The following is a 23,593-nucleotide window of genomic DNA, read 5'->3' on the forward strand; positions in this document are numbered from 1 at the left end:
GAGTACATGATGAACAAGATGATCAAGACCACGCTGTCGTACTGCTTCGCCGCCGCAGGAGCGCTGACTTTGCTGCTGACCTCACCGGCTTTTGCAGCCGACGAGGACGCCAGCTCTCCGGCTATCGCCGCCAAGATGCTGCTCAGGGGTAAGCCCAACGGAATCAAGGTTAGCGAGATGCGCCTGGTGCGCAAGAACGATGTGCTCGTGGTTCAGGCCGATCTGCAGAATGTGCAGAACAAGGACCGCGTAGTGTTTCACCGCTTCAAATGGCTGGATGCCAATGGCAACCAGGTCGGTGACGGCGAGTCATGGAAGCAGACGCCGGTGATGGGTCAGCAGATCCAGACCATCAAGAGCGTGGCCCCGCATGCCAATGCGGTGGATCTGCGCCTGGAAATGAATGTTGAGGGCAAGTAAGCCCACAGCCAGCAAGGAAGCAACCATGAACAAGTTCAATAACAAACGTTTGATGATGAAGCTCGGCGCCGCGGCGCTGCTGCTGACCCTGGCTGCCTGCGAGACCACGGTCTCGTCTCCGGTGGTGCGCTTTCAGCGCCAGGTTAACTACGGCGATGCCAAAGGTGTGGAGCTGGTGACCAACGAGTTCGGCTCCTCCGATCTGCAGATGATCGCGGAGAAGATGGTCGGCAGCCTGCTGGAGACCGGCATCTTCCAGGGGCGCCCCACAGTGACCATCTCCACTGTCAAGAACAAAACCAGCGAGTACATCGACACCACCAATGTGATGAACTCGATCCAGACTCAGCTGGTCAAGTCGGGCAAGGTGCGCTTCACCCGCTCGATCCAGGAGATGCAGACGGGTGTTGATGAGCTGCAACGCCAGACGCAGAGCGGCCTGTACAAGCAAAAGACCCAGGCTAAGGTCGGGCAGATGACCGCCGCCAAGTTCAGCCTGGAAGGCGAGCTCACCAGCATCGTGAAGCAGAACAACAACACGAAGGATGTGTTCTACAAGTTCACCCTGAAAATGTTCGACGTTGAAGAGGGCACGATTGAGTGGGCGGAGGAAAAGGAAATCCGCAAGACCAGCAAGCGTTGAATCGGGAGGACGCCATGATGCAAAGAAGAATTTTGTCTCTGGGCCTGCTCACGCTGGCTTGCGGGCTTGCGCTACCTGCCCAAGCCTCGCGTATGGGCAAGACGCCGCCCAAGGTGGCCGTGACGGATCTGGCCTACACCCAGCGCGTGGCTGAGTACTTCGAGGCGGCGACGGTGAAGAGCTCCGGTGGCGTCAGCGCCAACCAGCACGGCATTGTTGCCACGCACCAAAGCGCAGGCACCTATGTGGCTGGGACCCACAGCTATATGGAGCAACGCGAACTTCGCAGCTTCAGCAGCGATATCCGTGGCTCCTTGCTCAAGGGCGGCGCGGTGCGGCTGGTGCAGGGCAAAGTCTTCGACGACGGGGGCCCGCAGCACACCAAAGCCGAGCAAGCACTGAACCAGATCAAGACCGGCAAGATGGCCAAGCTCGTGCGTCAGCCCGAGGTGCACGACATCATCGCTCGCATCAAAAAGGGTGAATTCAGCGGCGCCGACTATGTCTTGTTCGGCACGTTGACCAGCATGGAGTTTCGCGACCAGCTCTCGCCGCTGCAGGGCACGACCAGCGCCTCTTATCTATTTAGCCTTGACCTGGTGGCCGACTTCTCGCTGATTAACACCCGTACTTACGAGATCGTCGCGGCCTTCTCGGCGCAAGGTGAGGGCAACGACACCAAGCTTCTGTCCAACCGCGGCGACATAGTCCGCCCCAATCGGGGTCAGGTCATGCGCGACACCTCGCGCAGCTTGGCTGCCAATGTCTACGAGCAACTGGTCGAGCAGCTTGACCTGCCCGAGCTGCCGGAGTCCGGCGCCGAGGCGCGCGGCAATGCCGGAGCCAAGCAGCCCAAGCCTCAGCAGCAGCCTGAAACGGCCGTGATCCTGCGTTGATGGGGCGCAAAGGCCAGCATGGCCTTGCGGCCCTGCTGCTGACCCTGGCACTGGACGGCGCTGCGGCGCCGTCCGCTTTTGTGGCTCAGGCTCTGCCTTTGGCCAGCGATGTCGGCGACAGCCTGATGGCGCTGCGACGCGGCGCCTTGCAGGAGCCGGCGCGCTACCGCGTGGTGGTGGTGCCGGGCTCGGGCTGCAGCGGCCTGGCTGAGCTGGCCGACCGCATGTTTGCCGGCTTGCGCAGGGCCCATGTGCTGTTGCTGCACAAACCGCGCGTGCAGCTTGACGCCGGTGCTAGCCCCAAGCGCTGCATGCCTGGTTTTGCCGAGGCCGATGATCTGGGTCAATGGCTTGCGGACGCGCGCTCCGCGCTGCTTGCGCATGAGGCCTCGGCGCCGCCGGCGGTGCGCGCTCTACCGCTGCTGCTGCTTGGCATCTCCGAGGGCGGCGAGCTGGTACCCTTTCTCGCCGATGTGCTGCCGCAGGCCCGAGCCATCGTGCTGATCGGTGCGGCGGGCCTGGACCCGCTAGAGGCCGGCACGATGCAGGCCGAGCGCCTGGGTGAGCTGGCGCAGTGGCAGCTGCTGGCCGAGGTCCAGGCTTCGCAGCGCCCTGATCAACTGATGGTAGACGGACGCAGCCTGCGCTATTGGCGCAGCCTGTGGCGCTGGCGCAGCCAGGACGCGCTGCTGACCAGCCCGCTGGAGCTGGTGCAGGCCTGGGGTGATGCGGATGCGTCGCTGCCGACCGCCGCCTACGAGCTGTTTGCCCGACGTGCCCGGGAACGGCGCGCGAGCGGCTTTTGCAGTCTGCGCTTGCGCGGTGCCGACCACGGCCTGCAGCGGGAGGACTACGACGGCTTGCAGCTGATCTGGGCCGGCTTTGAGCGCTGGGCCGTCGACCCTGGGCGCACCGTCTGTGCCGCTCTGCGTGCCCCGGCGACGGACGCGCAGCGCTGAGCCTTCCTCGCGCTGTGCCCAAAGTGGCGGAGAATCCTGGCTTCGCCGCCCACGCCCAGCTACCCGTGTTCACCCATCTCGTCTCCAATGCCACCAAGCCTGACGCCGCCCAGCGCTTTGCAGTGCTGCTGAGTACCGCTTTGGTCGAGGGCCGCTTTGTCAAGCTCTTGCTGAGCAAGTACAGCGGCAGCGAAGAGACGCTTGAACGTCTGACGGTGCGCGAGGTGTTGCTGCGTGGCGAGCGTCTGCTGTCCTTTGTGTGGCGCCACCGGACCAAGGACATTACGAAAAACCACGGCATGAAGGAGGGCCTGGATCTGATCGCAGGCATGCTGGGCAGCCAGTTCCAAAACGCCCATCTGCTGACTCAGGGCCAGGAGATCCAGCTGGCCTTCAGTCGCAAGGGCAAGCCAAGCCTGCGGGTCGGCAAGGCCGAGACCACCGAGGCGGCGCCCGCCGGGCATGACAAGGATAAACAGCGCTATCTGGCGCTGGACCGGGCATTCTGGGTCGACCTGGGCGTGACGCACGACGTCAAAGGCGAGCGCCAGTTGGTGCCGGCGATGTCCCGCAAGTGGAAGCAGATCAACAAATTCATCGAGGTGATGAACGCCGCGCTGAAGAGCAGTCCGCTGGCCGATAGCCCCGCCGTCCATGTGGTCGACTTCGGCTCGGGCAAAGGCTATCTGACCTTTGCAATGCATGACTGGCTGGCCAGCCAGGGCAAGCAGCCCCAGGTCACCGGCGTCGAGTTGCGCGACGATATGGTGAAGCTCTGCGGTACGGCGGCGGCCAGGCACGGGATGGACGGGCTGCGGTTCGACCAAGGCGATGTGCGCTCCTACACCCCGGCCCAGCTGGACGTGATGATTGCACTACATGCCTGTGATATCGCTACCGACTACGCCATCCATCTCGGGCTGCGCGCCGGCGCTTCCATCATCATGTGCTCGCCCTGCTGCCACAAGCAGCTGCGCCCGCAGATGCAGACGCCGCCGGTGCTGCGTCCGCTGCTGCAGCACGGCATCCATCTGGGCCAGGAGGCCGAGATGGTGACCGACAGCCTGCGCGCGCTGCTGCTGGAGGCGCAGGGCTATGACACCCAGGTGTTCGAGTTCATCGCGCTGGAGCACACCAGCAAGAACAAGATGATTTTGGCCGTCAAGAAGTCGGGCGCGGCGCTGGTTGCAGCCCAGAAGCGCAGGCCCGAGGTGCTGGCCCAGATCGCCGAGGTCAAGCGCTTTTACGGGCTGCGAGAGCAGTGCCTGGAAACCCTGATCGACAACGACGCCGCGCTGCCTGGCCCTGTGTGAGCGCGGTGCTCCGTCGTCAACGCGACGGACTGCTGGTCGAGGCGCGCTCGATGATTCGGAAGCCCACGTCGATGATGCGCTGGTCGACCGTCTCGCCGCGGCAGCGCGCAATGATCAGCTGGGCCGCATGCAGGCCGATGGCGGCGCCGTCGATGTGCACCGTGCTCAGCGAGGGATTCAAATGCGCCGAGAAGTCGGCACCGCCAAAGCCGAACACCGCCAGGTCTTCAGGCACGCGGATGCCGCGAGCCTGCGCTTCGGTGAGCACGCCCTCGGCCAGTCCGTCCGAGCTGCAGAAGACGGCGCGTATGTGCGGATCGATGTGCAGCAGCTCAGTCAGTGCGCGCCGCCCATGCGGAACACCGGTGGGCGGCTTGACGGTTGCGGTAGGGATCTCGCGGCCCAGGGTTGACACAAAGCCCTCGCGCCGCAGGCCGGCGCGCTGGTCGTCGGCAGTCGCAAGGCCCACCCGCTGCCAGCCCTTGCTGAGGAAATAGCCTGCCACCGCGCTGCCCACCTTGAGGTGCGAGAAGCCCACCAGCGCATCCAGGGGTCGGTCTGTCATGTCCCAGGTCTCGACCACGGGAATGCCCAGCCGCGCCAGCCGTTTGGCTGCATCGCCCGGCTGCAGCAGGCCGGCGGCGACGATGCCGTCAACACGCCGGCCCACCATGGTGTTCAGCAGCGCCGCCTCGCGACCATGGTCGTAGCCGGTCTGGCCCAGGATCAGCTGGTAGCCGGCTCGGTCCAGTTCTTCCGTCAGCGTCTGAATGGTGGGCAGGAACTGCGGCACCGAGATCACCGGCACCAGGGCCGCTACCGTCATGCTGCGCTTGGACTTGAGCCCGCCGGCCAGCAGATTGGGGATGTAGCCGGTAGCCTCCACCGCCGCCCGCACCTTCTCTATGGTGCCCTGCGACACCAGCTCCGGGCTGCTGAGCGCGCGCGAGGCGGTCATCGGCGAGACCCCGGCGCTGCGGGCGACATCTTGCAGGGTGACGGACTTGGGGCGGGAAGCAGGCGGCATGCGGACGGGGTCGGGGCGGTGGGCGGGATTGTCCGAGCTTTGCATCGAGGGGTTTGACGAATTGGCGATGATATCGATATCATTTGCTTCAACGAAACAGAGCGACCGCAAACGCCTTGGTTGCTGACGTTTTCGACGATTGCCTCTTTCAATTGGTAGCGTTCACATGAATCAAACCGCCAGCGCCGACCGGATCGCTTGGATCCGCGTCTCCTCCTGCTACTTGCCGCTGGCCACGCCGATCAGCGATGCGAAGGTGCTGACCGGTCGGCAAAAGCCTATGACTGAGATCGCGATGCTCTTCGCCGAGATCGTCACGGCTGACGGTCACCAGGGCCTGGGCCTGAGCTACGCCAAGCGCGCCGGCGGCCCCGGCCAGTTCGCCCATGCCAAGGAGATCGCACCGATGCTGCTTGGCGAGGACCCCTGCGACATCGCAAGGCTCTGGAACAAGCTCTGCTGGGCTGGCGCCTCGGTGGGCCGCAGCGGCCTGTCGGCCCAGGCCATCGGTGCCTTCGATGTCGCGCTGTACGACCTAAAGGCGCGCCGCGCCGGGCTGTCGCTGTCCAAGCTGCTGGGCTCTTACCGCGACTCGGTGGCCTGCTACAACACCTCGGGCGGCTTTTTGCACACGCCACTGGAACAACTGCTGGTGAACGCCGAGGCCTCCGTCGCGCGCGGCATCGGAGGTATCAAGCTCAAGGTGGGCCAGCCGGACCGCGCGCTGGACACTCGGCGCGTCGAGGCGGTGCGCAAGCATCTGGGCGACGGCGTCGCACTGATGGTGGACGCCAACCAGCAATGGGACCGCCCGACCGCGCAGCGTATGTGCCGCCAGTTCGAGCCCTATGGTCTGGTCTGGATCGAGGAGCCGCTGGACGCCTACGACCACGAGGGTCATGCCGCGCTGGCCGCCGCCTTCGACACGCCGATTGCCACCGGCGAGATGTTGACCAGCGCGCTGGAACACGCCGACCTGATCCGACACCGCGCCGCCGACTACCTGATGCCGGATGCCCCGCGCGTGGGCGGCATCACGCCCTTCCTGAAGATCGCTGCGCAGGCTGAGCAGGCCGGCGTGATGCTGGCGCCGCACTTCGCGATGGAGCTGCATGTGCACCTTGCTGCGGCTTACCCGACCGAGCCCTGGGTCGAGCATTTCGACTGGTTGGAGCCGCTGTTCAACGAGCGGCTCGAGATTCAGGACGGCCGCATGCGGGTGCCGACGCGGCCAGGCCTGGGCCTCAGCTTGAGCGAGCAGGCGCGCGCCTGGACGCGCGAGCAGTGCGAGCTGGGTCAGCGACCCTGAAGAACCGATTCCCCCACCGCGATTGCCCCTAGACAACAACGGAGACAAGCCATGAAAACCACATCGAGCAAGAAGAAGATCATTGCCGCCCTGGCGCTGGGCTTGCTGGCCGCCGGCGGCGCCATCGCCCAGGCCTGGCCCGCCAAGCAGCAGGTCACGCTGCTGGTGCCCTTCCCGCCGGGCGGCTCCACCGACATGATCGCCCGCACGCTGGGCCCGAAGCTGCAGGAAAAGCTGGGTGGCAGCTTCATCGTCGACAATAAGGCCGGCGCGGGCGGCACGGTCGGCGCCACGCAGGCCAAGCGCGCCGCGCCGGACGGCTACACCGTCTTCGTCTCCTCGCTGGGTCCCTTCGTGATCGGCCCGCACCTGCTGAAGAACGTGGCCTACGACCCGCTGAAGGACTTCGACTACATCACCATCGCGGTGCAGGCGCCGAACGTGCTGGCCGTGCCGGCCGGCTCGCCGCACAAGAGCTTCGCCGAGCTGCTGGCCTTCATCAAGGCCAATCCGGGCAAGATGAGCTTCGCCTCGGCCGGCAACGGCACCTCGGACCACCTGACCGCCGAGCTGTTCTGGCAGGAAACCGGCACCCAGGCCAGCCACATCCCCTACAAGGGCGGCGCGCCGGCGATGGCCGACCTGCTGGGCGGCCAGGTCGATGCCAGCTTCATGAACATCAACACCGGCCTCTCCAATATCAAGGGCGGCAAGCTGCGCGCGCTGGCCATCACCAGCGCCAAGCGCTCGCCGCTGCTGCCGGACGTGCCGACGATGGAAGAGCTGGGCCACAAGGGCGTGACCGTCTACTCCTGGCAGGCCTTTGCCGCGCCCAAGGGCATCCCGGCCGACATCAAGGGCAAGCTGCACGAAGCCCTGGTGGCCGGCCTGAACGACCCGGCTGTCAAGCCCAAGCTGCTGGAGCTGGGTTTCGAGATCGTCGGCAACACGCCCGAGCAGTTCACCGCCTTCCAGGCCGCGGAGTTCGCGCGCTGGAAGAAGGTGATCGAGACCGGCAAGATCACCGCGGACTGACCATGGCTTCCAGGACGCCGCTCTACATCAAGATGCACGAGGCCGACAACGTCGCTATCGTGGCCAACGAGGGCGGGCTCGATGCCGGCACGCGCTTCGCCGACGGGCTGACGCTCGTGGACCGGGTGCCGCAGGGCCACAAGCTGGCGCTGACGGACCTGGCCGCCGGCGCGGCCGTGCGGCGCTACAACGTCGTGATCGGCCGCATGGTCAAGGCCGTGCCGGCCGGCAGCTGGATCCACGAGCGTTTGCTGGAGATGCCCGAGGCCCGCTCGCTGGAGGGCCTGCCGATTGCCACTGCGCAGCGCGAGCCGCTGCCGCCGCTGGAGGGCCACAGCTTCGAGGGCTACCGCAATGCCGACGGCTCGGTCGGCACGCGCAACATCCTGGCGATCACGCAGACCGTGCAGTGCGTGTCCGGCGTGGTGGACTTCGCGGTCGAGCGCATCAAGCGCGAGCTGCTGCCGAAGTACCCGAACGTCGACGACGTGGTGGCGCTGGAGCATGGCTACGGCTGCGGCGTCGCGATCGACGCGCCGGATGCGGTGGTGCCGATCCGTACGCTGCGCAATATCACCTTGAACCCGAATTTCGGCAACGAGGTGATGGTGGTCAGCCTGGGCTGCGAGAAGCTGCAGCCGGAGCGCCTGTTGCCGCCCGGCACCTTCGCCATCGCGCCGGAGCAAGCGAAGGGCGAGGGTGTTGGCGCCGATGTCGTCTGCTTGCAGGACGGCGCCCATGTCGGCTTCATGAGCATGATCGACTCCATTCTGCGCACCGCCGAGCAGCACCTGAAGCGCCTGGATGCGCGCCGGCGCGAGACCGTGCCGGCCAGCGCGCTGGTGGTGGGCGTGCAGTGCGGCGGCAGCGATGCATTCTCCGGTGTCACCGCCAATCCGGCGGTGGGCTTTTGCACCGACCTGCTGGTGCGCGCTGGCGCCACCGTGATGTTCTCCGAGACCACCGAGGTACGCGACGGCATCGCCCAGCTGACCGCGCGGGCCGCCAGCCCCGAGATTGCCGACGCGATGATCCGCGAGATGGCCTGGTACGACGCATACCTGAAGCGCGGCAGCGCCGACCGCAGCGCCAACACCACACCCGGCAACAAGAAGGGCGGCCTCTCCAATATCGTCGAGAAGGCCATGGGCTCCATCGTCAAGAGCGGCAGCGCACCGATCAGCGGCGTGCTCTCGCCCGGCGAGAAGCTCAGCGACCGCGGCATCCGCGCCGGCCTGGTCTACGCCGCCACACCCGCCAGCGACTTCATTTGCGGCACCCTGCAGCTGGCCGCCGGCATGAATCTGCATGTCTTCACCACCGGCCGCGGCACCCCCTACGGCCTGGCCGAATGCCCGGTCATCAAGGTGGCGACGCGCAGCGAGCTGGCGCGGCGTTGGCACGACCTGATGGACATCAATGCGGGCCGCATCGCCGACGGCGAGGCCACGATAGCGGAGGTCGGCTGGGAGATGTTCCGCCTGATGCTGGACGTGGCCAGCGGCCGCAAGAAGACCTGGGCCGAGCAGTGGCAGCTGCACAATCAGCTGGTGCTCTTCAACCCGGCGCCGGTGACCTGAACGCCTTGTTTCAGCCCTGTTCGGCCGGCGGACCGATAATCGCGACCCCTTCACCGGGACTTTCCCCGTATCTACTGGATAACTGATGAACAAAAGTGAACTGATCGAAAGCATCGCCACCAAGAGCGGCGTCACCCGTGCTGCCGCCACCACGATGCTGGACGCCGCCCTGGGCACGATCACCGAAGCCCTGGTTGCGGGCGACTCCGTGGCCCTGGTCGGCTTCGGCACCTTCAAGGTCGGCGAGCGCGCCGCCCGCACCGGCAAGAACCCGGCCACCGGCGAAGCGCTGGAAATCGCCGCCGCCACGGTGCCCAAGTTCACCGCCGGCAAGGCCCTCAAGGACGCCGTGAACAGCAAGTAAGGCATCAAGACCTCGGTCTTGATCAGAAGGGCGCCGTCATCGCGACGAGCGCCCTTTTTTATCGCCGCTACAGCAGTGCTTTGGCTGCCTCGATGCGCAGATGCAGGGGGGCGCTGGCGTCGTTCATCACGCCCAGCAGAAAGCGGCGCGGCGCGTCCTGGCCGGCAACGGCCGACGGGGTGGGGGCGGCCGACGCGGCGTCAGCCCTTGGCACGGGCGCATCCGGCACCAGCCGTTCCAGCGCGGCGCGAAAGTCGGCGCTCTTGATCGGCTGGAGCCGGCACAGCAGGTCCGCCTGGCCCTCGGCCCCGGGCTCGGTGTCGAGCCAGGGCTCGTCGGCAAAGACCGGCGCCAGATCGGGGGCCAGCAAGGCCGACCACAGGCCGCTGGGCAACTGGCGGGGCGGTAGGTCCCGGGCCGTGGGTGCCAGCGTCAGCCGCTGTGCTGCGATGCCGTCCAAATAGCGCCGGCGCAGCCCCTCCAGAAAGTCCAGGGCCTGCGCGGCCGGCACCGGCTCGGCGAGCGAGAACCAGAGCTGGTAGCCGTCGATGCCGTTGACGGCGATGGCCGGGGCGGGCAGTTCCAGATCGGCCTGCACTCCACGCCAGACGGCACCCAGTGCGTCCCAGTCGGCCGGCCGGGCCAGCTCCAGCAGCATTGCCCGCACCCGGCCCTCGGCAGGTTCGGCTGCAGGTAGTGCGTAGAGACGCCGCAGTTCGGTGAGCAGTCTGTTCATCGGCGGAACTCTACCGCGTCGGCCGCCAGCAACTACGCCAGATGGCGTATTCCTGAACCGGCGCCACCTCGTGAGACTGGGTCCAGTTCCAAGCCTGACCCCAACCCCCTCCTGGAGACCCCGCCATGAAGCTTGTATCGCGCCGCACCCTGAACCTGTCCGCCCTGGCCTTGGGCATTGCCGGCCTGGGCCTGCCCGTGTCCTCAGCAATGGCCGCCGACACCATCAAGGTGGGCGTGCTGCACAGCCTGTCCGGCACGATGGCGATCTCGGAGACGGTGTTGAAGGACACCGTGCTGATGGCCATCGACGAGATCAATGCCAAGGGCGGCCTCCTGGGCAAGAAGCTGGAGCCGGTGGTGGTCGACCCGGCGTCGAACTGGCCGCTGTTCGCCGAAAAGGCCAAGCAACTGATCTCGCAGGACAAGGTCGCCGCCGTATTCGGCTGCTGGACCTCGGTGTCGCGCAAATCGGTGCTGCCGGTGTTCGAGGAGCTCAACGGCCTGCTGTTCTACCCGGTGCAGTACGAAGGTGAGGAGCTGAGCAAAAACGTGTTCTACACCGGCGCCGCGCCGAACCAGCAGGCCATTCCGGCCGTTGAATACCTGATGAGCAAGGATGGCGGCTCGGCCAAGCGATTTGTGCTGCTGGGCACCGATTATGTGTATCCGCGTACCACCAACAAGATCCTGCGCGCCTTCCTGAAGAGCAAGGGGGTGGCCGACGCCGACATCATGGAGGAGTACACCCCCTTCGGTCACTCAGACTACCAAGGCATCATCGCCAAGATCAAGAAGTTCAGCGCCGAGGGCAAGAAGACGGCCGTGGTGTCGACCATCAACGGCGACTCCAACGTGCCCTTCTACAAAGAACTGGGCAACCAGGGGCTGAAGGCGACCGATGTGCCGGTGGTGGCCTTCTCGGTCGGCGAGGAGGAGCTGCGCGGCGTCGACACGAAGCCGCTGGTGGGCCACCTGGCCGCCTGGAACTATTTCATGTCGATCAAGAACCCGGCTAACACTGAGTTCACGAAAAAGTGGGCAGCCTATGCGAAGGCCAAGAACATCCCTGGCCACAAGGACAAGCCGCTGACCAATGACCCGATGGAGGCGACCTATATCGGCTTCAATATGTGGGCCCAGGCGGTCACCAAGGCCAAGAGCACCGATACCGACAAGGTCATCGCCGCGATGGCCGGCCAGACCTTCAAGGCCCCGGGCGGCTTCACCAGCACGATGGACGCGAAGAACCACCATCTGCATAAGCCCGTCTTCATCGGCGAAGTGAAGGCCGACGGCCAGTTCAATGTAGTTTGGAAGACGCCGGGCCCGGTCAAGGCCCAGCCGTGGAGCCCATACATCCCCGAGAACAAAGGCAAGAAGGACGAGCCCGTGACGAAGTAATCAATCTCATCGCCACGGAGTCGTGATGATCAAGCGCCTGCTCAGAGCAGGTGCTTGGCTGCTGTTTTTCGGCAGCCAAGTACCTCTTGCCCACGCCCTGACCCTGCAACAAGCCCGCGCCATCGCCAGCGGCGAGACAGATGAGCGCATTGCTGCGCTCAATGCGGCGGCCGCCGGCGCCGAGCCGGGCTTGGCCGCGTTTGTGCAGGCCTTGCTAGACGATGAGGTCAAACTGACGCCCGAACAGGTACTGGTCATCAAGGGCGACCAGACCGTGCCTGAGGGTGCCGAGGATGTGACGAACAACAACCGCATGCGCGGCGCGCTGCAGGCCGCTCTGGCGGCGCTGAAGCTGTTTTCTCCTGAGCTCACGACGCGCCGCGAGGCCGTGGTCGAGCTGGGCAAGCAGACGCTGGACGAGTCCCAGCTGCCGCTGCTGGACAAGGCCTTGGCCAGCGAGAGCGACGATGGCATCAAGACAAAGTTGTCCTTGATGCGTGCGGCCCTGGTGATCGCCTCGCCCGACAAGGCCAGGCGCCTGGAGGCCGCGCAGCAGCTGGCGGGCGCCAGCGACCCGGCGGTGCGCAGCCTCTTGATCGAGCGCATTGCGGCCGAGGCAGATGCCGAGGTCAAAAGCGCGCTGTCGCAGGCTCTGTCCAAGCTGGAGGGCCGCCTGGCCTGGGGCGAGCGCCTGGGCCTGATATTCACCGGCGTGAGCCTCGGCAGCATCCTGCTGCTGGTCGCGCTGGGCCTGGCCATCACTTACGGACTGATGGGCGTGATCAACATGGCGCACGGCGAGCTGATGATGATCGGTGCCTATGCAACCTATGTTGTGCAGAACCTGTTCCGCAGCTATCTGCCCGGCGCGTTTGACTACTACGTGCTACTGGCGATCCCCGCCTCATTTTTGGCTGCAGCAGTGGTCGGGGCGGTGCTGGAGCGCAGCATCATCCGCTGGCTCTACGGCCGGCCGCTGGAGACCCTGCTGGCCACCTGGGGCATCAGCTTGGTGCTGATGCAGGCGGTGCGCAGCCTGTTTGGCGCGCAGAACGTACCGGTGGAAAACCCAGCCTGGCTGTCCGGCGGCTTCGCTCTGATGAGCAATCTGACCCTGCCCTACAACCGCATTGCCATCATCGGCTTTGCCTTGCTGGTACTCGCCGGCGTGGCGCTGCTGATTGCAAAGACGCGGCTGGGTCTGTTCGTGCGCGGCGTCACGCAGAACCGCCGCATGGCCGCTTGCATGGGCGTCAACACCGCCCGCATCGACACTTATGCCTTCTCGCTGGGCGCCGGCATCGCCGGTCTGGCCGGCTGCGCGTTGAGCCAGGTCGGCAATGTCGGACCGGACCTTGGCCAAAGCTATATCGTCGACAGCTTCATGGTCGTGGTGCTGGGCGGCGTCGGCCAGCTGGCCGGCACCGTGATCGCGGCGCTGGGTCTGGGAATCCTGAACAAGCTGCTGGAGGATTGGACCGGTGCGGTGCTGGCCAAGATCATGGTGCTGGTCTTCATCGTCGTCTTCATCCAGAAGCGGCCACAAGGACTGTTCGCGATGAAGGGCCGGAGCGCGGAAGCATGATGAACAAACCCGTCACTCCCAACTCCACCGCATTGCTGCAGCCGCCACGCGGCCTGCTGTCCCCCGCCGGCTGGCTGGCCGTGGCCACGTGCCTGCTGGTTGTGGCCATCATCGTCCCGTTGTTGAACCTGGCCATGCCAGAGGGTCATGTCTTGCACATGAGCGACTACGCGGTGGGCCTGGTTGGCAAGATCATGTGCTACGCGATCTGCGCGCTGGCGATGGACCTGATCTGGGGCTACACCGGCATCCTGAGCCTGGGTCATGGCCTGTTCTTCGCGCTGGGTGGCTACGGCATGGGCATGTACCTGATGCGCCAGATCGGCCGCGACGGTAATTACCAGAGCGATCTGCCCGACTTCATGGTCTTCCTGGACTGGAAGGCGCTGCCCTGGCACTGGGCCCTGAGCGAATCCTTCGTGCTGCAGATGTTGCTGGTGCTGCTGGTGCCGGGACTCCTGGCGTTTGTGTTCGGCTATTTCGCCTTTCGCTCACGCATCAAGGGCGTGTACTTCTCGATCATCACGCAGGCGCTGACCTTTGCCGCGATGCTCCTGTTCTTTCGCAACGAGACCGGTTTCGGCGGCAACAACGGCTTCACAGATTTCAAGCGCATCCTCGATGTGCCGCTGGCGCAGCCGTCCACCCGTATGGTTCTTTTTGTCATCACCGGGCTTGTGCTGATTGCCTTCTTCCTGATGGCGCGCTGGATTGTGCAGAGCAAGTTCGGTCGCGTGCTTCAGGCCATCCGCGATGCCGAGAGTCGCGTGATGTTCACCGGCTACAACCCCTTGGCCTACAAGCTCGCGATCTGGGTGCTGTCGGCGCTGATGTGCGCTGTGGCGGGCGCGCTCTATGTACCCCAGGTCGGCATCATCAATCCCGGGGAGATGTCGGCGGCAGCCTCGATCGAGATCGCGATCTGGACGGCAGTCGGTGGCCGCGCGACGCTGATCGGCCCCATCGTCGGCGCCTTCTTCGTCAATGGCGCCAAGAGCTGGTTCACCCAGGCCTTCCCCGAGTTCTGGCTGTACTTCCTCGGCGCGCTCTTTATCGCGGTGACCCTGTTCCTGCCGAACGGCATCGTCGGCCTGTTCAGGAAAATCACGGGCAAGCAGGGAGAGCGCGCATGACGCCCGAGCTGATGGAAGAGGGCAGCAAGCTGCGCAGCGAGCATGAGAGCAAGCTCGCCGCGCTGCAGGCGGGCTCGTCGGGCGGCTCGGCATCGTTTGGGCGCCTGCTGACGGCCGGTACCCCCGACTTTGCCCACGGTGTGGCGCTGTATCTGGACGACATCACCGTCTCCTTCGATGGCTTCAGGGCGTTGAATCAGCTGAGCCTGGCGATCAATGTCGGCGAGTTGCGCTGCATCATTGGTCCCAACGGCGCCGGTAAGACCACGATGATGGATGTGATCACCGGCAAGACCCGGCCCGATCAGGGCACGGTCAGTTTCGGCCAGAACATCGACCTGTTGCGCCTGCGCGAGAACCAGATCGCCCAGATCGGCGTCGGCCGCAAGTTTCAGAAGCCGACCGTCTACGAGCAGCTGAGCGTCTTCGAGAACCTGGAGCTGGCACTCAGCGCCGACCGCCGCGCCCGCGCCAGCCTGTTCGCGCGACTATCGGGCGCGCAGCTGGACCGTATCGCCGAGATCCTGCAGCTGATCCACCTGTTGCCCGAGGCGCATCGCCAGGCCGGACTTTTGTCACATGGCCAAAAGCAATGGTTGGAGATCGGCATGCTGCTGATGCAGGACCCCAAACTACTGCTGCTGGACGAACCGGTGGCAGGCATGACCGACGAAGAGACCGAACGCACCGCCGAGCTGTTCCTCTCGCTGGAGGGGCAGCATTCGCTGGTGGTGGTCGAGCACGATATGAAGTTCGTCGACCAACTGACCGAAGGTAAGAAGAAGGTCACGGTGCTGCATGAGGGCTCAGTGCTTGCTGAGGGCTTGTTGTCCGAGGTGCAGGCCAATGAGAAGGTGGTGGAGGTGTACCTTGGGCGTTGATCACATGCTGAAAGTCGACAACATCCACCAGGCCTACGGCGGCTCTCACATCCTGCGCGGCCTCAGCTTCGAGGCCAAGCTTGGCGAGATCACGGTGATACTCGGGCGCAACGGCGTCGGCAAGACCACGTTGCTGAAGAGCCTGATGGGCGTGGTGCCGATCAAGAGTGGTGGGTTGAACCTGGACGGGCAGGACATCGCCAAGCTGACGTCCTACGAGCGCGTGCGGCACGGCATCGGCTATGTGCCGCAAGGCCGCGAGATTTTTGGCCGGCTGACAGTCGAGGACAATCTGCGCATGGGCCTGGCCTACAAGAGTGGCAGCACGGCGATCCCGGCGCAGCTCTTCGAGCTGTTCCCAGTGCTCAAGGCCATGATCAATCGTCGCGGTGGCGACCTCTCGGGCGGTCAGCAGCAGCAGCTGGCAATTGCCCGCGCGCTGGCGGCTGGCCCCAAACTCATCATCCTTGACGAGCCCACCGAAGGCATCCAGCCCAGCATCATCAAGGACATCGGCCGCGTACTTCGCCAACTGGCTGACGAAGGCTTGGAGATCGCCGGCCGGGACGGTAAGAAGAAGCATCGCATGGCGGTGATCCTGGTCGAGCAGTACTACGATTTTGCCGAGGAACTGGCCGACCAATACCTGGTGATGGAGCGCGGCGAATTCGTCGCTCGCGGCCGTGGTGAGGACATGCAGCGCGACGGCGTGCGCGAGCGCGTCTCGATCTAGTCGCCCGCAAAAAAGCCCCATGACCGGGAGGCCACGGGGCAAAAGCGCTGCAGACACCGCCCGGGACACCGGACGAATCCGGCGTGGGGCTGCGGTGCGGATACAAAGTGGGTCAGCGCGGGTAGCGCAGGGCCGGGCGTGAGGACAGGCCTGCCTGCTGCTCACACAGCCTGGGCGCTATCAGTGAAGCAACCGTGTCAGAAGCTGCTCCAGTCGCCATCGGCGGCTGCCGCTGGATGAGGTTTGCTGGACATGGCCGGCTTGGGCGCTGGGCGGGGCGTTGCCGATTTGAAAGCTGCAGCCTTGTGGGCTGGGGCGGCCTTTGGGGTCGGTGCGGCGACCGGGCGGGCGCGGGATTGATGGCCGTCAAGCTTGAAGCTGGCCACCGACTCCAGCAGCCGCACCGCTTGGTGCTTCAGGCTTTCACTGGCGGCTGCGCTTTCCTCCACCAGCGCGGCGTTCTGTTGGGTGGCGCGGTCCAGCTGGGTCACCGCCTCGCCCACCTGGGCGATGCCGGCGCTCTGCTCGACGCTGGCGCTGCTGATTTCGCCGACGATATCGGCCACCCGCTGCACCGAGTTGACGATGTCCTGCATGGTCTGGCCGGCCCGGTCAACCAGCTGGGTGCCGCTTTGCACCCGCTCGACCGAGTCGTTGATCAAGCTCTTGATCTCCTTGGCCGCGTCGGCGCTGCGCTGGGCCAGGCTGCGTACCTCGGAGGCAACGACCGCAAAGCCGCGGCCCTGCTCGCCGGCGCGGGCCGCCTCGACGGCTGCGTTCAGCGCCAGGATATTGGTCTGGAAGGCGATGCCGTCGATGGTGGAGATGATGTCGGAGATGCGCTTGGAGCTGTCCTCGATGCCGCGCATCGTCGTGACCACCTCGCCGACCACCTGGCCGCCGCTACGCGCCACCTCGCTGGCGCTTTGGGCCAGTTGGTTGGCTTGCTGGGCGCTGTCGGCGTTCTGCCGGACGGTGGCGCTGAGCTCTTCCATCGTCGCCGAGGTTTCCTCCAGCGAAGAGGCTTGCTCCTCGGTGCGGGCCGACAGGTCGGCATTGCCCTGGGCGATCTGGGCGCTGGCGGTGGACACAGACTCAGCCCCCTCGCGCACGCTGCTGACCGTGCCGGCGAGGCTTTGCTGCATGCGCTGCATCGCCTCCAGCAGCCGCGCGGTCTCGTCCTTGCCCTCGAAGCTGATCGGCTGGCTCAGGTCGCCACCGGCAACACGGTCGGCCGCGCTGACGGCCTGGGCCAGCGGCCGGGTGATCGCGCGTACCAGGGCCAAGGCCATCACGATGGCCAGGCCGCCGGCAGCCAGGCTGACGATCAGCAGCCACAGCGCGGCCGCGCTATAGGTGTCTTCGCTGTGAGCGGCAGACGCCGCGGCACCGTCGGTATTGAGTTTGACCAAATCAGTCAAGGCGCCATTTGCTTCCAGATAGGCCTGACGTGCCGCGCCAGCTTGAATCTGTCGCGCATCATCGAGCTGACCATTGCGAACGGCGTCGACGGCCTTCCTCACATGGCCCTGGTAGGTGGCCCAAAGTGCCAGGAACTTGTCGTGCAGCTTGCGTTCTTCGTCGCTGCTCATCAGCTTGGCATAGGCGCTGTCGTTGTCGGTCAGGCTTTTGCTGGCATCGGCCATGTTCTTCTCGGCGATGCTGGTTTGCTCAGGCGTCGACGCTGCGATGGCCTGCAGGAGCCCGATCCGGAACTCGGCGATGGCGACATCCATCGCTCCGGCATAGCTCACGGCAGGCAGCCAGTTGCCGCTGATCGTGCGCGACTCGGCTTGAACCACTTGCAGTCGCGAGAACGCGAACAAGGCCAGGATGGCCAACAGTCCCAGCATGATGGCAAAGGCCGCGGAAAGTTTGGCGGCGATGCTCATATTCTTCAGAACCTGCATGAAGCGCTCCCTTGTGTTGAGCCGGACGGCTCATGTGACAGGGCTGAATCATCCGAGTTTCGCCGTCGCCCGAAGCCCCGATCAAGGCGGCGGATGCTGGGCATCTTCCGCGCTTGGGTGCTGGCCGGCAAGCGCTTTGTTCAGGTTCGCCAGACGCGCGGCGAGCATGCCGGCATGCCCCATGCCTGGGTTCGCCAAGCAGCCCAGACCCGCGTCAGCAAGGCCATCGCCGGTTCGACCTTTGGCGCCAGCACGCGCAGCACCACCACGCCCGGCTCGGGCGCGGTGCAGCCGGCCGTGGCGCGCAGCCCGTCGGCCGCACAGAGCTCGCGGGCGGCTTCCAGAAGGGCTTCGCGGCGGGTGTTCGGCAAGACCTGACCCGCCGCGAACCACAGGCTGGCCATCACCTTGTGGCCGGCCAGGCCTAGCGGTGAGTCCAGCAGGCCATGGTCATCGGCCGCGAGGCGGCCGCGCTCCAGCCAGCGGCCGGGCAGCTCCAGGTGTTGGGTGTAGTGGCCGCGCGCAAAGGGCAGGCCGGCGGCCGGCAGGCCCAACGCCAGCACATCCCAGCCCAGCATCTCGGCGCCAGGCGCCAGCTCGAACACCATGCGGTTCTCGGCCAGCGCGGCGTCGTAGATCAGGGTCTCCAGCGGCAGCCATTCCAGCCGTGCGCCCTCGGCGACCCGGGCGCGCAGGCGCTGGCTGGCCAAGTCGCCGGCGCTGCGGTAGTAGCGGGTCGCGCCCGGTGTGGTGAGCAGGGCATGGCTGCCGGTCTGCAGATCGATTTCGATCTCCAGCCGGTCGCCGCCCACAATGCCGCCGGGTGGGTGTACCAGCACATGGTGGCAAACGCCAGGGCCCTCGGGATAGAGCCGCTGCAGTACACGTAGCGGACCGTGGTGTTTATCGAGGGCCGTGGTGCGCCCTTGCTCGTCGCGCCGGTAGTCCAGCTTCAGATGTCCATGCCATGCCATGGGCGGCAGCTTAGCAAGACAGAAGGAGGGCGCGGCGCAAGCGAGATCAGAAGCGGTGACGGATGCCCACCGAGTAGCTGCTGCCGCCCGACAGACCGTCGAGCTTGTCGCTCATTGCCACTGCATAGACATCGGTGCGCTTGGAGACAAAGTGGTCGTAGCCGAAGCTGAAGGTCTTGCGGTCCGGGCCAACCGAGGCGCTCAGATGGCCGTACTGGGCCAACAGCTTGCCGTCGCCAATCGGAACGGCAGCGCCCAAGCCTGCGATCTTGTAGTCGCGGCCGCTTGTCGTGTTGTCTACCTTGCCGTACTGGCCGAACAGCTTGGCCGCGCCGAAGTCGTAGGAGGCGGCGGCCTGCCATGTCTTGGTGTCGGCCAGCGGGGCAGCGCCGTCCTTCTTGACGTTCTGGTAAGTGAAACCTACGGCCAGCGGCCCGCCACCATAGTTGGCGTTGAAGCCGAAGTTCCTGCCGCCCGCACCTTCGCCTGCTGCGACAAAGGCCCCGGCATTGAAGCCGCCGAACTTGGGGCTCAGATAGAGCACCGAGTCGCTCCAGCCGGTGTCGCCGGTGGCCGTGGTGCCGCTGGCCGTAGCGCCGGCACTGAAATACTGGCGGATGCTGGGCGAGTAGCCGAAGGAGTCGCCGAAGGCATTGAAGGCCAGCGTCTGCACGAACAGCGGCGTGGTGTTGCGGCCCAGGCGCATCGTGCCCAGTTCCTTGCTGCTCAATGCCACCCATGCATTGCGGGCCCAGAAGTTGTCGCCGTTGAAGCGGCCGTTGTTGCCGACGTCGGCGCGCAGAAAGCTGTCCAGCGTGAACGAGGCCGCCAGGCCGCCACCCAGGTCTTCGCTGCCCGACAGGCCGAAATAGCTTGTCGTCATCTTGCCGCTGTCGACTCCCTTGATGGACTTGCCGCCCGGCGCCTTGGCCGCGCCGACGCTCATGTCGAGCAGGCCATACAGCCTGACCTGGGCCTGGGCCAGGCCGGTGGCCATCAGCAGGGCAGCAGCGGCCAGCAGATGCAGTTTCTTGTTGTTCACTCTAGAAGCTCCTCGATTCAGGTTGGGAATTCAATGGTTGTCACTGCGGTGGGCCCAGCCGGTCAGGCGGCGCTCCAGTACCGCGAACAGCTCGTACATCAGCATGGCCATCGCGCCAACGACGACCAGGCCTGCAAAGGCCAGGCCCATTTGCATCGAGGCGCCGGCCGAGATCAGCAGGTAGCCGATTCCCTCGTTGGCTGCCGTCATCTCGGACACCGTGGTGCCAACAAAGGCCAAGGTGATCGCAACCTTCAGCGCGGCGAAGAAATAGGGCAGCGAGCGCGGCAGTCCGACCTTGACCAGCACATCCCAGCGCTTGGCGCCCAGCACCCGCAACACATCCTCCAGCTCGGGCTCCAAGGTGGCCAGCCCGGTGGCGATGTTGACCATGATTGGAAAGAAGCTGATCAGAAAAGCGGTCAGGATCGCGGGCCCGACGCCGATGCCGAACCACACCACCAGAATCGGGACGAAGGCCGCCTTGGGCAGTGCGTTGAAGCCGGTCATCAGCGGGTACATGGCCTTGTAGGCCAGCTGCGAGCTGCCCATCAGAAAGCCGAGGAGCACGCCGACAACGATGGCGATGCCGAAGCCCGCCAGGGTCACCCAGAAGGTGCGCCAGGCGTGGCCGAGGATGACCTGGTGATAGTCGGCCAGGGCCTGGGCAATGGCCCAGGGGCTGGGGAAGATGAATTCCGACACCTGCAGCGCGCTGCAGATCAGCTGCCACAGCAATAAGATGGCCAGCAGCAGCAGGGAGGAGGCATAGCGCTGGAATAGCCGATGCGGTTTCTTCTTGGCCGTCATTGCGCCACCTCCGCGCCACTTTTTCTCAAGGCACCGATATGTCCGCGCAGCTCGTGGACGATCTCGGTGAAGGCCGGCGTGTATGTCAGCTCGAGCTCACGCGGGCGCGGCAGCTCGATGTCTCGGCGATGCAGCAGGCGGCCCGGGCTTTTACTCATCACATAGACGGTGTCGGCCAGGAACACGCTCTCGCGCAGATCGTGCGTCACCAGGATCACATTGAAGCCCTTGGCCGCCTGCAGATCACGCAGCGCGCACCAGAGCTCCTCGCGGGTGAAGGCGTCGAGCGCGCCGAAAGGTTCGTCCAGCAAGAGCAACTGAGGCTCGTGGATCAGCGCGCGGCAGATGCTGGCGCGCTGTTGCATGCCGCCGGAGAGCTGCCAGGGGAACTTGTCCTCATAGCCCGACAGGCCAACGCTGGCCAGCAGCGCGCGGGCGCGCCCGATGTACTCTGCCTTCTTGGCACGCAGCTGGCTGCGGTGCGGCTCGACGATCTCCAGCGGCAGCATCACGTTCTGTAAGGTCGTGCGCCAAGGTAGCAGCGAGGCGGCCTGGAAGGCCATGCCGCTGATCTTGAGCGGCCCGTTGACCGGCTGACCGTTCACATGGATCTCGCCACGGCTGGGCTTCTTCAGCCCGGTGGCCAGCTTCATGAAGGTACTCTTGCCGCAGCCCGAGGGCCCGACGATGGCCGCGAACTCGCCGCGCTTGAGCGTCAGCGAGATGTCCTCGACCGCGAACTTGCCCTGTTCCCAGAGCTCATCGTTGTAGGCGAGCCAGACCCGCCTGAAATCGACAAAGTTGTCCATACTTTCCCCCGCGCTCAGCGCTTGGGTGGCAGCACGTCCAGCTCGGCCTTGCTGGGCAGGAAGGCGCCGTTCCATACCGCCTCAGGCACGACGCGGGTCTTGGTGCCATAGGCGTCCGAGATCTGGCTGGCCATCAGCGCCAGGCGCGGGGCCACGACTTGCCCGAAGCCCTCGGCGCGCGCATCGGGGCTGGCGATCACCGCGTCAATGGCCAGGCGCAGGCGGCGCTTCTCCAGCGCCTCGTTGATGATGCCGTCGCGCTGCTTCACATAGGCAATCGAGGCATCCGGATTGGCCATCACCTCTTTCGCGCCCTTGGCAAAGGCCAGCAGAAAGGCCTTGACGACTTCGGGCTTCTCCTTGAGGAGCTTGGGGCTGGCGATGATGGCGTTGCCGTAGAGCTTCACGCCGTGGTCTGCATAGGGAAAGATCTGCACATCGGCGGCCTTGATGCCTCGCGCTTCCAGGTTCAAGAGCGAGGTGAACGAGAAACCGGTGATCGCATCGATGTCCCCGCGCACCAGCATGGTCTCGCGCAGCGGCGGGTCCATGCTGGTCCAGGCCACATTGCTGATCTTGTTGGCCTGGGCAAAGATGGGGAAGCCCTTGCGGCCGGCGTCGAACACCGGTGCGCCCAGCTTCTTGCCGCTGAGCTGCGCGACGCTGCTGATGCCGGACTTCTTCAACGTCAGCACTGCGGCGGGCGTGTTGTTGTAGACCATCATCACCGCGACCGGCTTGTTCGGCGCATCGGGGTTGTTGGCATGGAACTCCATCAGCGCGGCCAGGTCGGCAAAGCCCAGGTCATAGGAGCCCGAGGCCACCCGGGTCACCGCGCCGCCGGAGCCGTTGCCGGCGTCCAGCGTTACATCTAGGCCGGCCGCCTTGAAGTAGCCTTTGGCAATGGGCTGCAGAAACAGCGCCGACGGACCTTCGAAACGCCAGTCGAGCTGGAACTTGATCGGCGTGGTCTGGGCCTGGGCGGCGGCGCCGAAGCCGCCAAGGGCGGCCAGGGTGGCGGCTGCCAGCCAGTGGCGGCGGGTGCTTGTTGTCAGCATCGGGATGTCTCCGTGAATCTTGCGATGGATAGGGAAGGGCCAGGTCTTGCCGACCTGACGATCCACTCTACGGAGCAATCTCCATGCCATCAACCGTGGAGATGCCAGGCGCGTCGGTTCTATGCTGCATACAAGGCTTTGTTAAAACTGTATGCAATCTGAATGCACCAAGATGGGGTGCGCCGCCCCTTTGTGTGGCGTTCTAGGGTTTGACGCCCGGGCGCGACCGCTCCAGACTGCGGCATCGCGACAAGCGGAGCCCTGGCATGAGCGGTACGGTGGAAGAACGGCTGGCGCGCATCGAGCAACTGCTGCAGGCCAAGCCGGCGTCGGCGTCGGAAGCGGCGGCACCCCGGTCAGTTCTGACCCGCGCCGCCGCCTGGATGGGCGCCGAGTTGCCCAAGCTGGTCGCAGCGGCGGTCGTGCTGGTGCTGGGCTTTGCGCTGAAGGACTCGGTGGACCTGGCGATCAAGCAGCGCCAGCTCGACCTCTCCTACACCAAGGAGATGCAGGGCCTGCTGATACAGCTCGGCGGCAAGGGCAGCGAGGCCGAGCTCGGGAGTGCAGCCACCTTGCTGGCCTCTTATGGCGAGCCGGCGCTGCCGGGGCTGATGAGCCATCTGCGCCAGAGCGGCATGGGTGGCGCGGCGGCGGCCGAGGGCCTGAATGTGCTGGCGCTGCGCGAGCCCGAGCTGGTTTGCGCGGCCTTGCCCCGGGTGCTGAGTCTGCGCCAGCAGTATGAGTGGCAGGCGCAGGAAAAGGTCGTGCTGATGCTGGGCCAGCACGGCTGCGGCAACGCCCGGGAGGCGCTGCGGCGCTATCGCGGCCTGGTCGAGGCGGCGCTGGCCGGGCGGGCGGCCGGCTTCGAGGCCTTGGTGCGGGTCAAGCCCGAGGGGGCGGCCGAGGTTTATCCGCGGCTGCTGAAGTCGGTCGACGCGGCGCTGGCGATGCTGGACGAATGAAGGAGACCCCG

At 65.5% G+C, this 23,593-nt stretch carries 23 protein-coding genes; 15 read left to right on the plus strand and 8 right to left on the minus strand.

Annotation, left to right across the window (positions count from 1 at the left end; all coding sequences use genetic code 11):
* Positions 1-9: 9 nt before the first annotated feature.
* From OOZ63_RS03015 to OOZ63_RS03035, 5 genes are all read left to right on the plus strand, one after another.
* The gene (locus OOZ63_RS03015) at positions 10-420 is read left to right on the plus strand and encodes a YcfL family protein (RefSeq protein WP_266003828.1); all 411 of its coding nucleotides are present in this window, start codon (positions 10-12) and stop codon (positions 418-420) included.
* A gap of 49 nt (positions 421-469) precedes the next feature.
* Positions 470-1,063 (plus strand): penicillin-binding protein activator LpoB, encoded by a 594-nt coding sequence (gene lpoB / locus OOZ63_RS03020; protein WP_416234689.1) that lies wholly within the window; start codon positions 470-472, stop codon positions 1,061-1,063.
* 17 nt (positions 1,064-1,080) lie between these two features.
* Positions 1,081-1,959 carry a hypothetical protein gene (locus OOZ63_RS03025; protein WP_266003830.1) on the plus strand — a complete coding sequence of 293 codons (879 nt, stop codon included), beginning with the start codon at positions 1,081-1,083 and terminating at the stop codon, positions 1,957-1,959.
* Entirely contained in the window at positions 1,959-2,918 is a 960-nt protein-coding gene (locus OOZ63_RS03030) for an alpha/beta hydrolase (protein ID WP_266003831.1), read from the plus strand. Before OOZ63_RS03025 ends, OOZ63_RS03030 begins: the two co-directional genes overlap by 1 nt.
* Before the next feature lie 65 nt (positions 2,919-2,983).
* The gene (locus OOZ63_RS03035) at positions 2,984-4,231 is read left to right on the plus strand and encodes a class I SAM-dependent methyltransferase (protein WP_266003832.1); all 1,248 of its coding nucleotides are present in this window, start codon (positions 2,984-2,986) and stop codon (positions 4,229-4,231) included.
* A 16-nt stretch (positions 4,232-4,247) separates the two neighbouring features.
* Here the strand turns inward: OOZ63_RS03035 and OOZ63_RS03040 are convergent, their stop codons facing one another.
* On the minus strand, positions 4,248-5,258 hold the full coding sequence (locus OOZ63_RS03040) for a LacI family DNA-binding transcriptional regulator (protein WP_266003833.1): 1,011 nt from the start codon (positions 5,256-5,258) through the stop codon (positions 4,248-4,250).
* 166 nt (positions 5,259-5,424) lie between these two features.
* Here OOZ63_RS03040 and OOZ63_RS03045 point away from each other — a divergent pair, with 166 nt between their 5' ends.
* The 4 genes from OOZ63_RS03045 to OOZ63_RS03060 all read left to right on the plus strand — a co-directional run bounded on the left by OOZ63_RS03045 (position 5,425) and on the right by OOZ63_RS03060 (position 9,546).
* Complete coding sequence (locus OOZ63_RS03045) at positions 5,425-6,567, plus strand: L-talarate/galactarate dehydratase (protein WP_266003834.1); 1,143 nt, start codon at positions 5,425-5,427, stop codon at positions 6,565-6,567.
* A gap of 51 nt (positions 6,568-6,618) precedes the next feature.
* On the plus strand, positions 6,619-7,602 hold the full coding sequence (locus tag OOZ63_RS03050; RefSeq protein WP_266003835.1) for a Bug family tripartite tricarboxylate transporter substrate binding protein: 984 nt from the start codon (positions 6,619-6,621) through the stop codon (positions 7,600-7,602).
* Positions 7,603-7,604: 2 nt separating this feature from the next.
* Positions 7,605-9,182: a galactarate dehydratase gene (gene garD / locus OOZ63_RS03055; protein WP_266003836.1), complete on the plus strand. Its 1,578-nt coding sequence runs from the start codon at positions 7,605-7,607 to the stop codon at positions 9,180-9,182.
* Positions 9,183-9,267: 85 nt separating this feature from the next.
* Positions 9,268-9,546 (plus strand): HU family DNA-binding protein, encoded by a 279-nt coding sequence (locus OOZ63_RS03060; RefSeq protein WP_137941041.1) that lies wholly within the window; start codon positions 9,268-9,270, stop codon positions 9,544-9,546.
* A gap of 67 nt (positions 9,547-9,613) precedes the next feature.
* Here the strand turns inward: OOZ63_RS03060 and OOZ63_RS03065 are convergent, their stop codons facing one another.
* The gene (locus tag OOZ63_RS03065) at positions 9,614-10,282 is read right to left on the minus strand and encodes a hypothetical protein (protein WP_266003837.1); all 669 of its coding nucleotides are present in this window, start codon (positions 10,280-10,282) and stop codon (positions 9,614-9,616) included.
* 125 nt (positions 10,283-10,407) lie between these two features.
* On the opposite strand from OOZ63_RS03065, the gene urtA reads away from it, so the two are divergent.
* From urtA to urtE, 5 genes are read left to right on the plus strand one after another with little or no spacing between them, the layout of a single operon-like run.
* Positions 10,408-11,685 carry an urea ABC transporter substrate-binding protein gene (gene urtA, locus OOZ63_RS03070; protein WP_266003838.1) on the plus strand — a complete coding sequence of 426 codons (1,278 nt, stop codon included), beginning with the start codon at positions 10,408-10,410 and terminating at the stop codon, positions 11,683-11,685.
* A 25-nt stretch (positions 11,686-11,710) separates the two neighbouring features.
* The gene (gene urtB, locus OOZ63_RS03075) at positions 11,711-13,270 is read left to right on the plus strand and encodes an urea ABC transporter permease subunit UrtB (protein ID WP_266003840.1); all 1,560 of its coding nucleotides are present in this window, start codon (positions 11,711-11,713) and stop codon (positions 13,268-13,270) included.
* Complete coding sequence (gene urtC / locus OOZ63_RS03080; protein ID WP_266004274.1) at positions 13,270-14,403, plus strand: urea ABC transporter permease subunit UrtC; 1,134 nt, start codon at positions 13,270-13,272, stop codon at positions 14,401-14,403. Before urtB ends, urtC begins: the two co-directional genes overlap by 1 nt.
* Positions 14,400-15,284 (plus strand): urea ABC transporter ATP-binding protein UrtD, encoded by an 885-nt coding sequence (gene urtD, locus OOZ63_RS03085; protein WP_266003841.1) that lies wholly within the window; start codon positions 14,400-14,402, stop codon positions 15,282-15,284. Before urtC ends, urtD begins: the two co-directional genes overlap by 4 nt.
* A gap of 4 nt (positions 15,285-15,288) precedes the next feature.
* The gene (gene urtE, locus OOZ63_RS03090) at positions 15,289-16,017 is read left to right on the plus strand and encodes an urea ABC transporter ATP-binding subunit UrtE (protein ID WP_266003843.1); all 729 of its coding nucleotides are present in this window, start codon (positions 15,289-15,291) and stop codon (positions 16,015-16,017) included.
* A gap of 197 nt (positions 16,018-16,214) precedes the next feature.
* Here the strand turns inward: urtE and OOZ63_RS03095 are convergent, their stop codons facing one another.
* The 6 genes from OOZ63_RS03095 to OOZ63_RS03120 form a co-directional block, all read right to left on the minus strand.
* Complete coding sequence (locus OOZ63_RS03095) at positions 16,215-17,927, minus strand: methyl-accepting chemotaxis protein (RefSeq protein ID WP_323055720.1); 1,713 nt, start codon at positions 17,925-17,927, stop codon at positions 16,215-16,217.
* Positions 17,928-18,067: 140 nt separating this feature from the next.
* Positions 18,068-18,901 (minus strand): urease accessory protein UreD, encoded by an 834-nt coding sequence (locus OOZ63_RS03100; RefSeq protein WP_266003846.1) that lies wholly within the window; start codon positions 18,899-18,901, stop codon positions 18,068-18,070.
* A 46-nt stretch (positions 18,902-18,947) separates the two neighbouring features.
* Complete coding sequence (locus tag OOZ63_RS03105) at positions 18,948-19,943, minus strand: porin (protein WP_266003848.1); 996 nt, start codon at positions 19,941-19,943, stop codon at positions 18,948-18,950.
* Between the two features lie 30 nt (positions 19,944-19,973).
* Entirely contained in the window at positions 19,974-20,753 is a 780-nt protein-coding gene (locus OOZ63_RS03110; RefSeq protein WP_266003850.1) for an ABC transporter permease, read from the minus strand.
* The gene (locus OOZ63_RS03115; protein WP_266003852.1) at positions 20,750-21,562 is read right to left on the minus strand and encodes an ABC transporter ATP-binding protein; all 813 of its coding nucleotides are present in this window, start codon (positions 21,560-21,562) and stop codon (positions 20,750-20,752) included. Before OOZ63_RS03115 ends, OOZ63_RS03110 begins: the two co-directional genes overlap by 4 nt.
* A gap of 14 nt (positions 21,563-21,576) precedes the next feature.
* Complete coding sequence (locus OOZ63_RS03120) at positions 21,577-22,620, minus strand: ABC transporter substrate-binding protein (protein ID WP_266003854.1); 1,044 nt, start codon at positions 22,618-22,620, stop codon at positions 21,577-21,579.
* 266 nt (positions 22,621-22,886) lie between these two features.
* On the opposite strand from OOZ63_RS03120, the gene OOZ63_RS03125 reads away from it, so the two are divergent.
* The gene (locus tag OOZ63_RS03125; protein WP_266003855.1) at positions 22,887-23,582 is read left to right on the plus strand and encodes a hypothetical protein; all 696 of its coding nucleotides are present in this window, start codon (positions 22,887-22,889) and stop codon (positions 23,580-23,582) included.
* Positions 23,583-23,593: the final 11 nt, after the last annotated feature.

It is taken from the genome of Paucibacter sp. PLA-PC-4, from assembly GCF_026241155.1.
Taxonomy (GTDB): Bacteria; Pseudomonadota; Gammaproteobacteria; order Burkholderiales; family Burkholderiaceae_C; genus Roseateles_E.

Coding starts and splice junctions, on each gene's coding strand:
- OOZ63_RS03015 (WP_266003828.1), top strand. CDS start 10: ATGAACAAGATGATCAAGACCACGCTGTCGTACTGCTTCGCCGCCGCA.
- OOZ63_RS03025 (WP_266003830.1), top strand. CDS start 1,081: ATGCAAAGAAGAATTTTGTCTCTGGGCCTGCTCACGCTGGCTTGCGGG.
- OOZ63_RS03030 (WP_266003831.1), top strand. CDS start 1,959: ATGGGGCGCAAAGGCCAGCATGGCCTTGCGGCCCTGCTGCTGACCCTG.
- OOZ63_RS03040 (WP_266003833.1), bottom strand. CDS start 5,258: ATGCCGCCTGCTTCCCGCCCCAAGTCCGTCACCCTGCAAGATGTCGCC.
- OOZ63_RS03045 (WP_266003834.1), top strand. CDS start 5,425: ATGAATCAAACCGCCAGCGCCGACCGGATCGCTTGGATCCGCGTCTCC.
- OOZ63_RS03050 (WP_266003835.1), top strand. CDS start 6,619: ATGAAAACCACATCGAGCAAGAAGAAGATCATTGCCGCCCTGGCGCTG.
- garD (WP_266003836.1), top strand. CDS start 7,605: ATGGCTTCCAGGACGCCGCTCTACATCAAGATGCACGAGGCCGACAAC.
- OOZ63_RS03060 (WP_137941041.1), top strand. CDS start 9,268: ATGAACAAAAGTGAACTGATCGAAAGCATCGCCACCAAGAGCGGCGTC.
- OOZ63_RS03065 (WP_266003837.1), bottom strand. CDS start 10,282: ATGAACAGACTGCTCACCGAACTGCGGCGTCTCTACGCACTACCTGCA.
- urtA (WP_266003838.1), top strand. CDS start 10,408: ATGAAGCTTGTATCGCGCCGCACCCTGAACCTGTCCGCCCTGGCCTTG.
- urtB (WP_266003840.1), top strand. CDS start 11,711: ATGATCAAGCGCCTGCTCAGAGCAGGTGCTTGGCTGCTGTTTTTCGGC.
- urtC (WP_266004274.1), top strand. CDS start 13,270: ATGAACAAACCCGTCACTCCCAACTCCACCGCATTGCTGCAGCCGCCA.
- urtD (WP_266003841.1), top strand. CDS start 14,400: ATGACGCCCGAGCTGATGGAAGAGGGCAGCAAGCTGCGCAGCGAGCAT.
- urtE (WP_266003843.1), top strand. CDS start 15,289: ATGCTGAAAGTCGACAACATCCACCAGGCCTACGGCGGCTCTCACATC.
- OOZ63_RS03095 (WP_323055720.1), bottom strand. CDS start 17,927: ATGCAGGTTCTGAAGAATATGAGCATCGCCGCCAAACTTTCCGCGGCC.
- OOZ63_RS03100 (WP_266003846.1), bottom strand. CDS start 18,901: ATGGCATGGCATGGACATCTGAAGCTGGACTACCGGCGCGACGAGCAA.
- OOZ63_RS03110 (WP_266003850.1), bottom strand. CDS start 20,753: ATGACGGCCAAGAAGAAACCGCATCGGCTATTCCAGCGCTATGCCTCC.
- OOZ63_RS03115 (WP_266003852.1), bottom strand. CDS start 21,562: ATGGACAACTTTGTCGATTTCAGGCGGGTCTGGCTCGCCTACAACGAT.
- OOZ63_RS03120 (WP_266003854.1), bottom strand. CDS start 22,620: ATGCTGACAACAAGCACCCGCCGCCACTGGCTGGCAGCCGCCACCCTG.
- OOZ63_RS03125 (WP_266003855.1), top strand. CDS start 22,887: ATGAGCGGTACGGTGGAAGAACGGCTGGCGCGCATCGAGCAACTGCTG.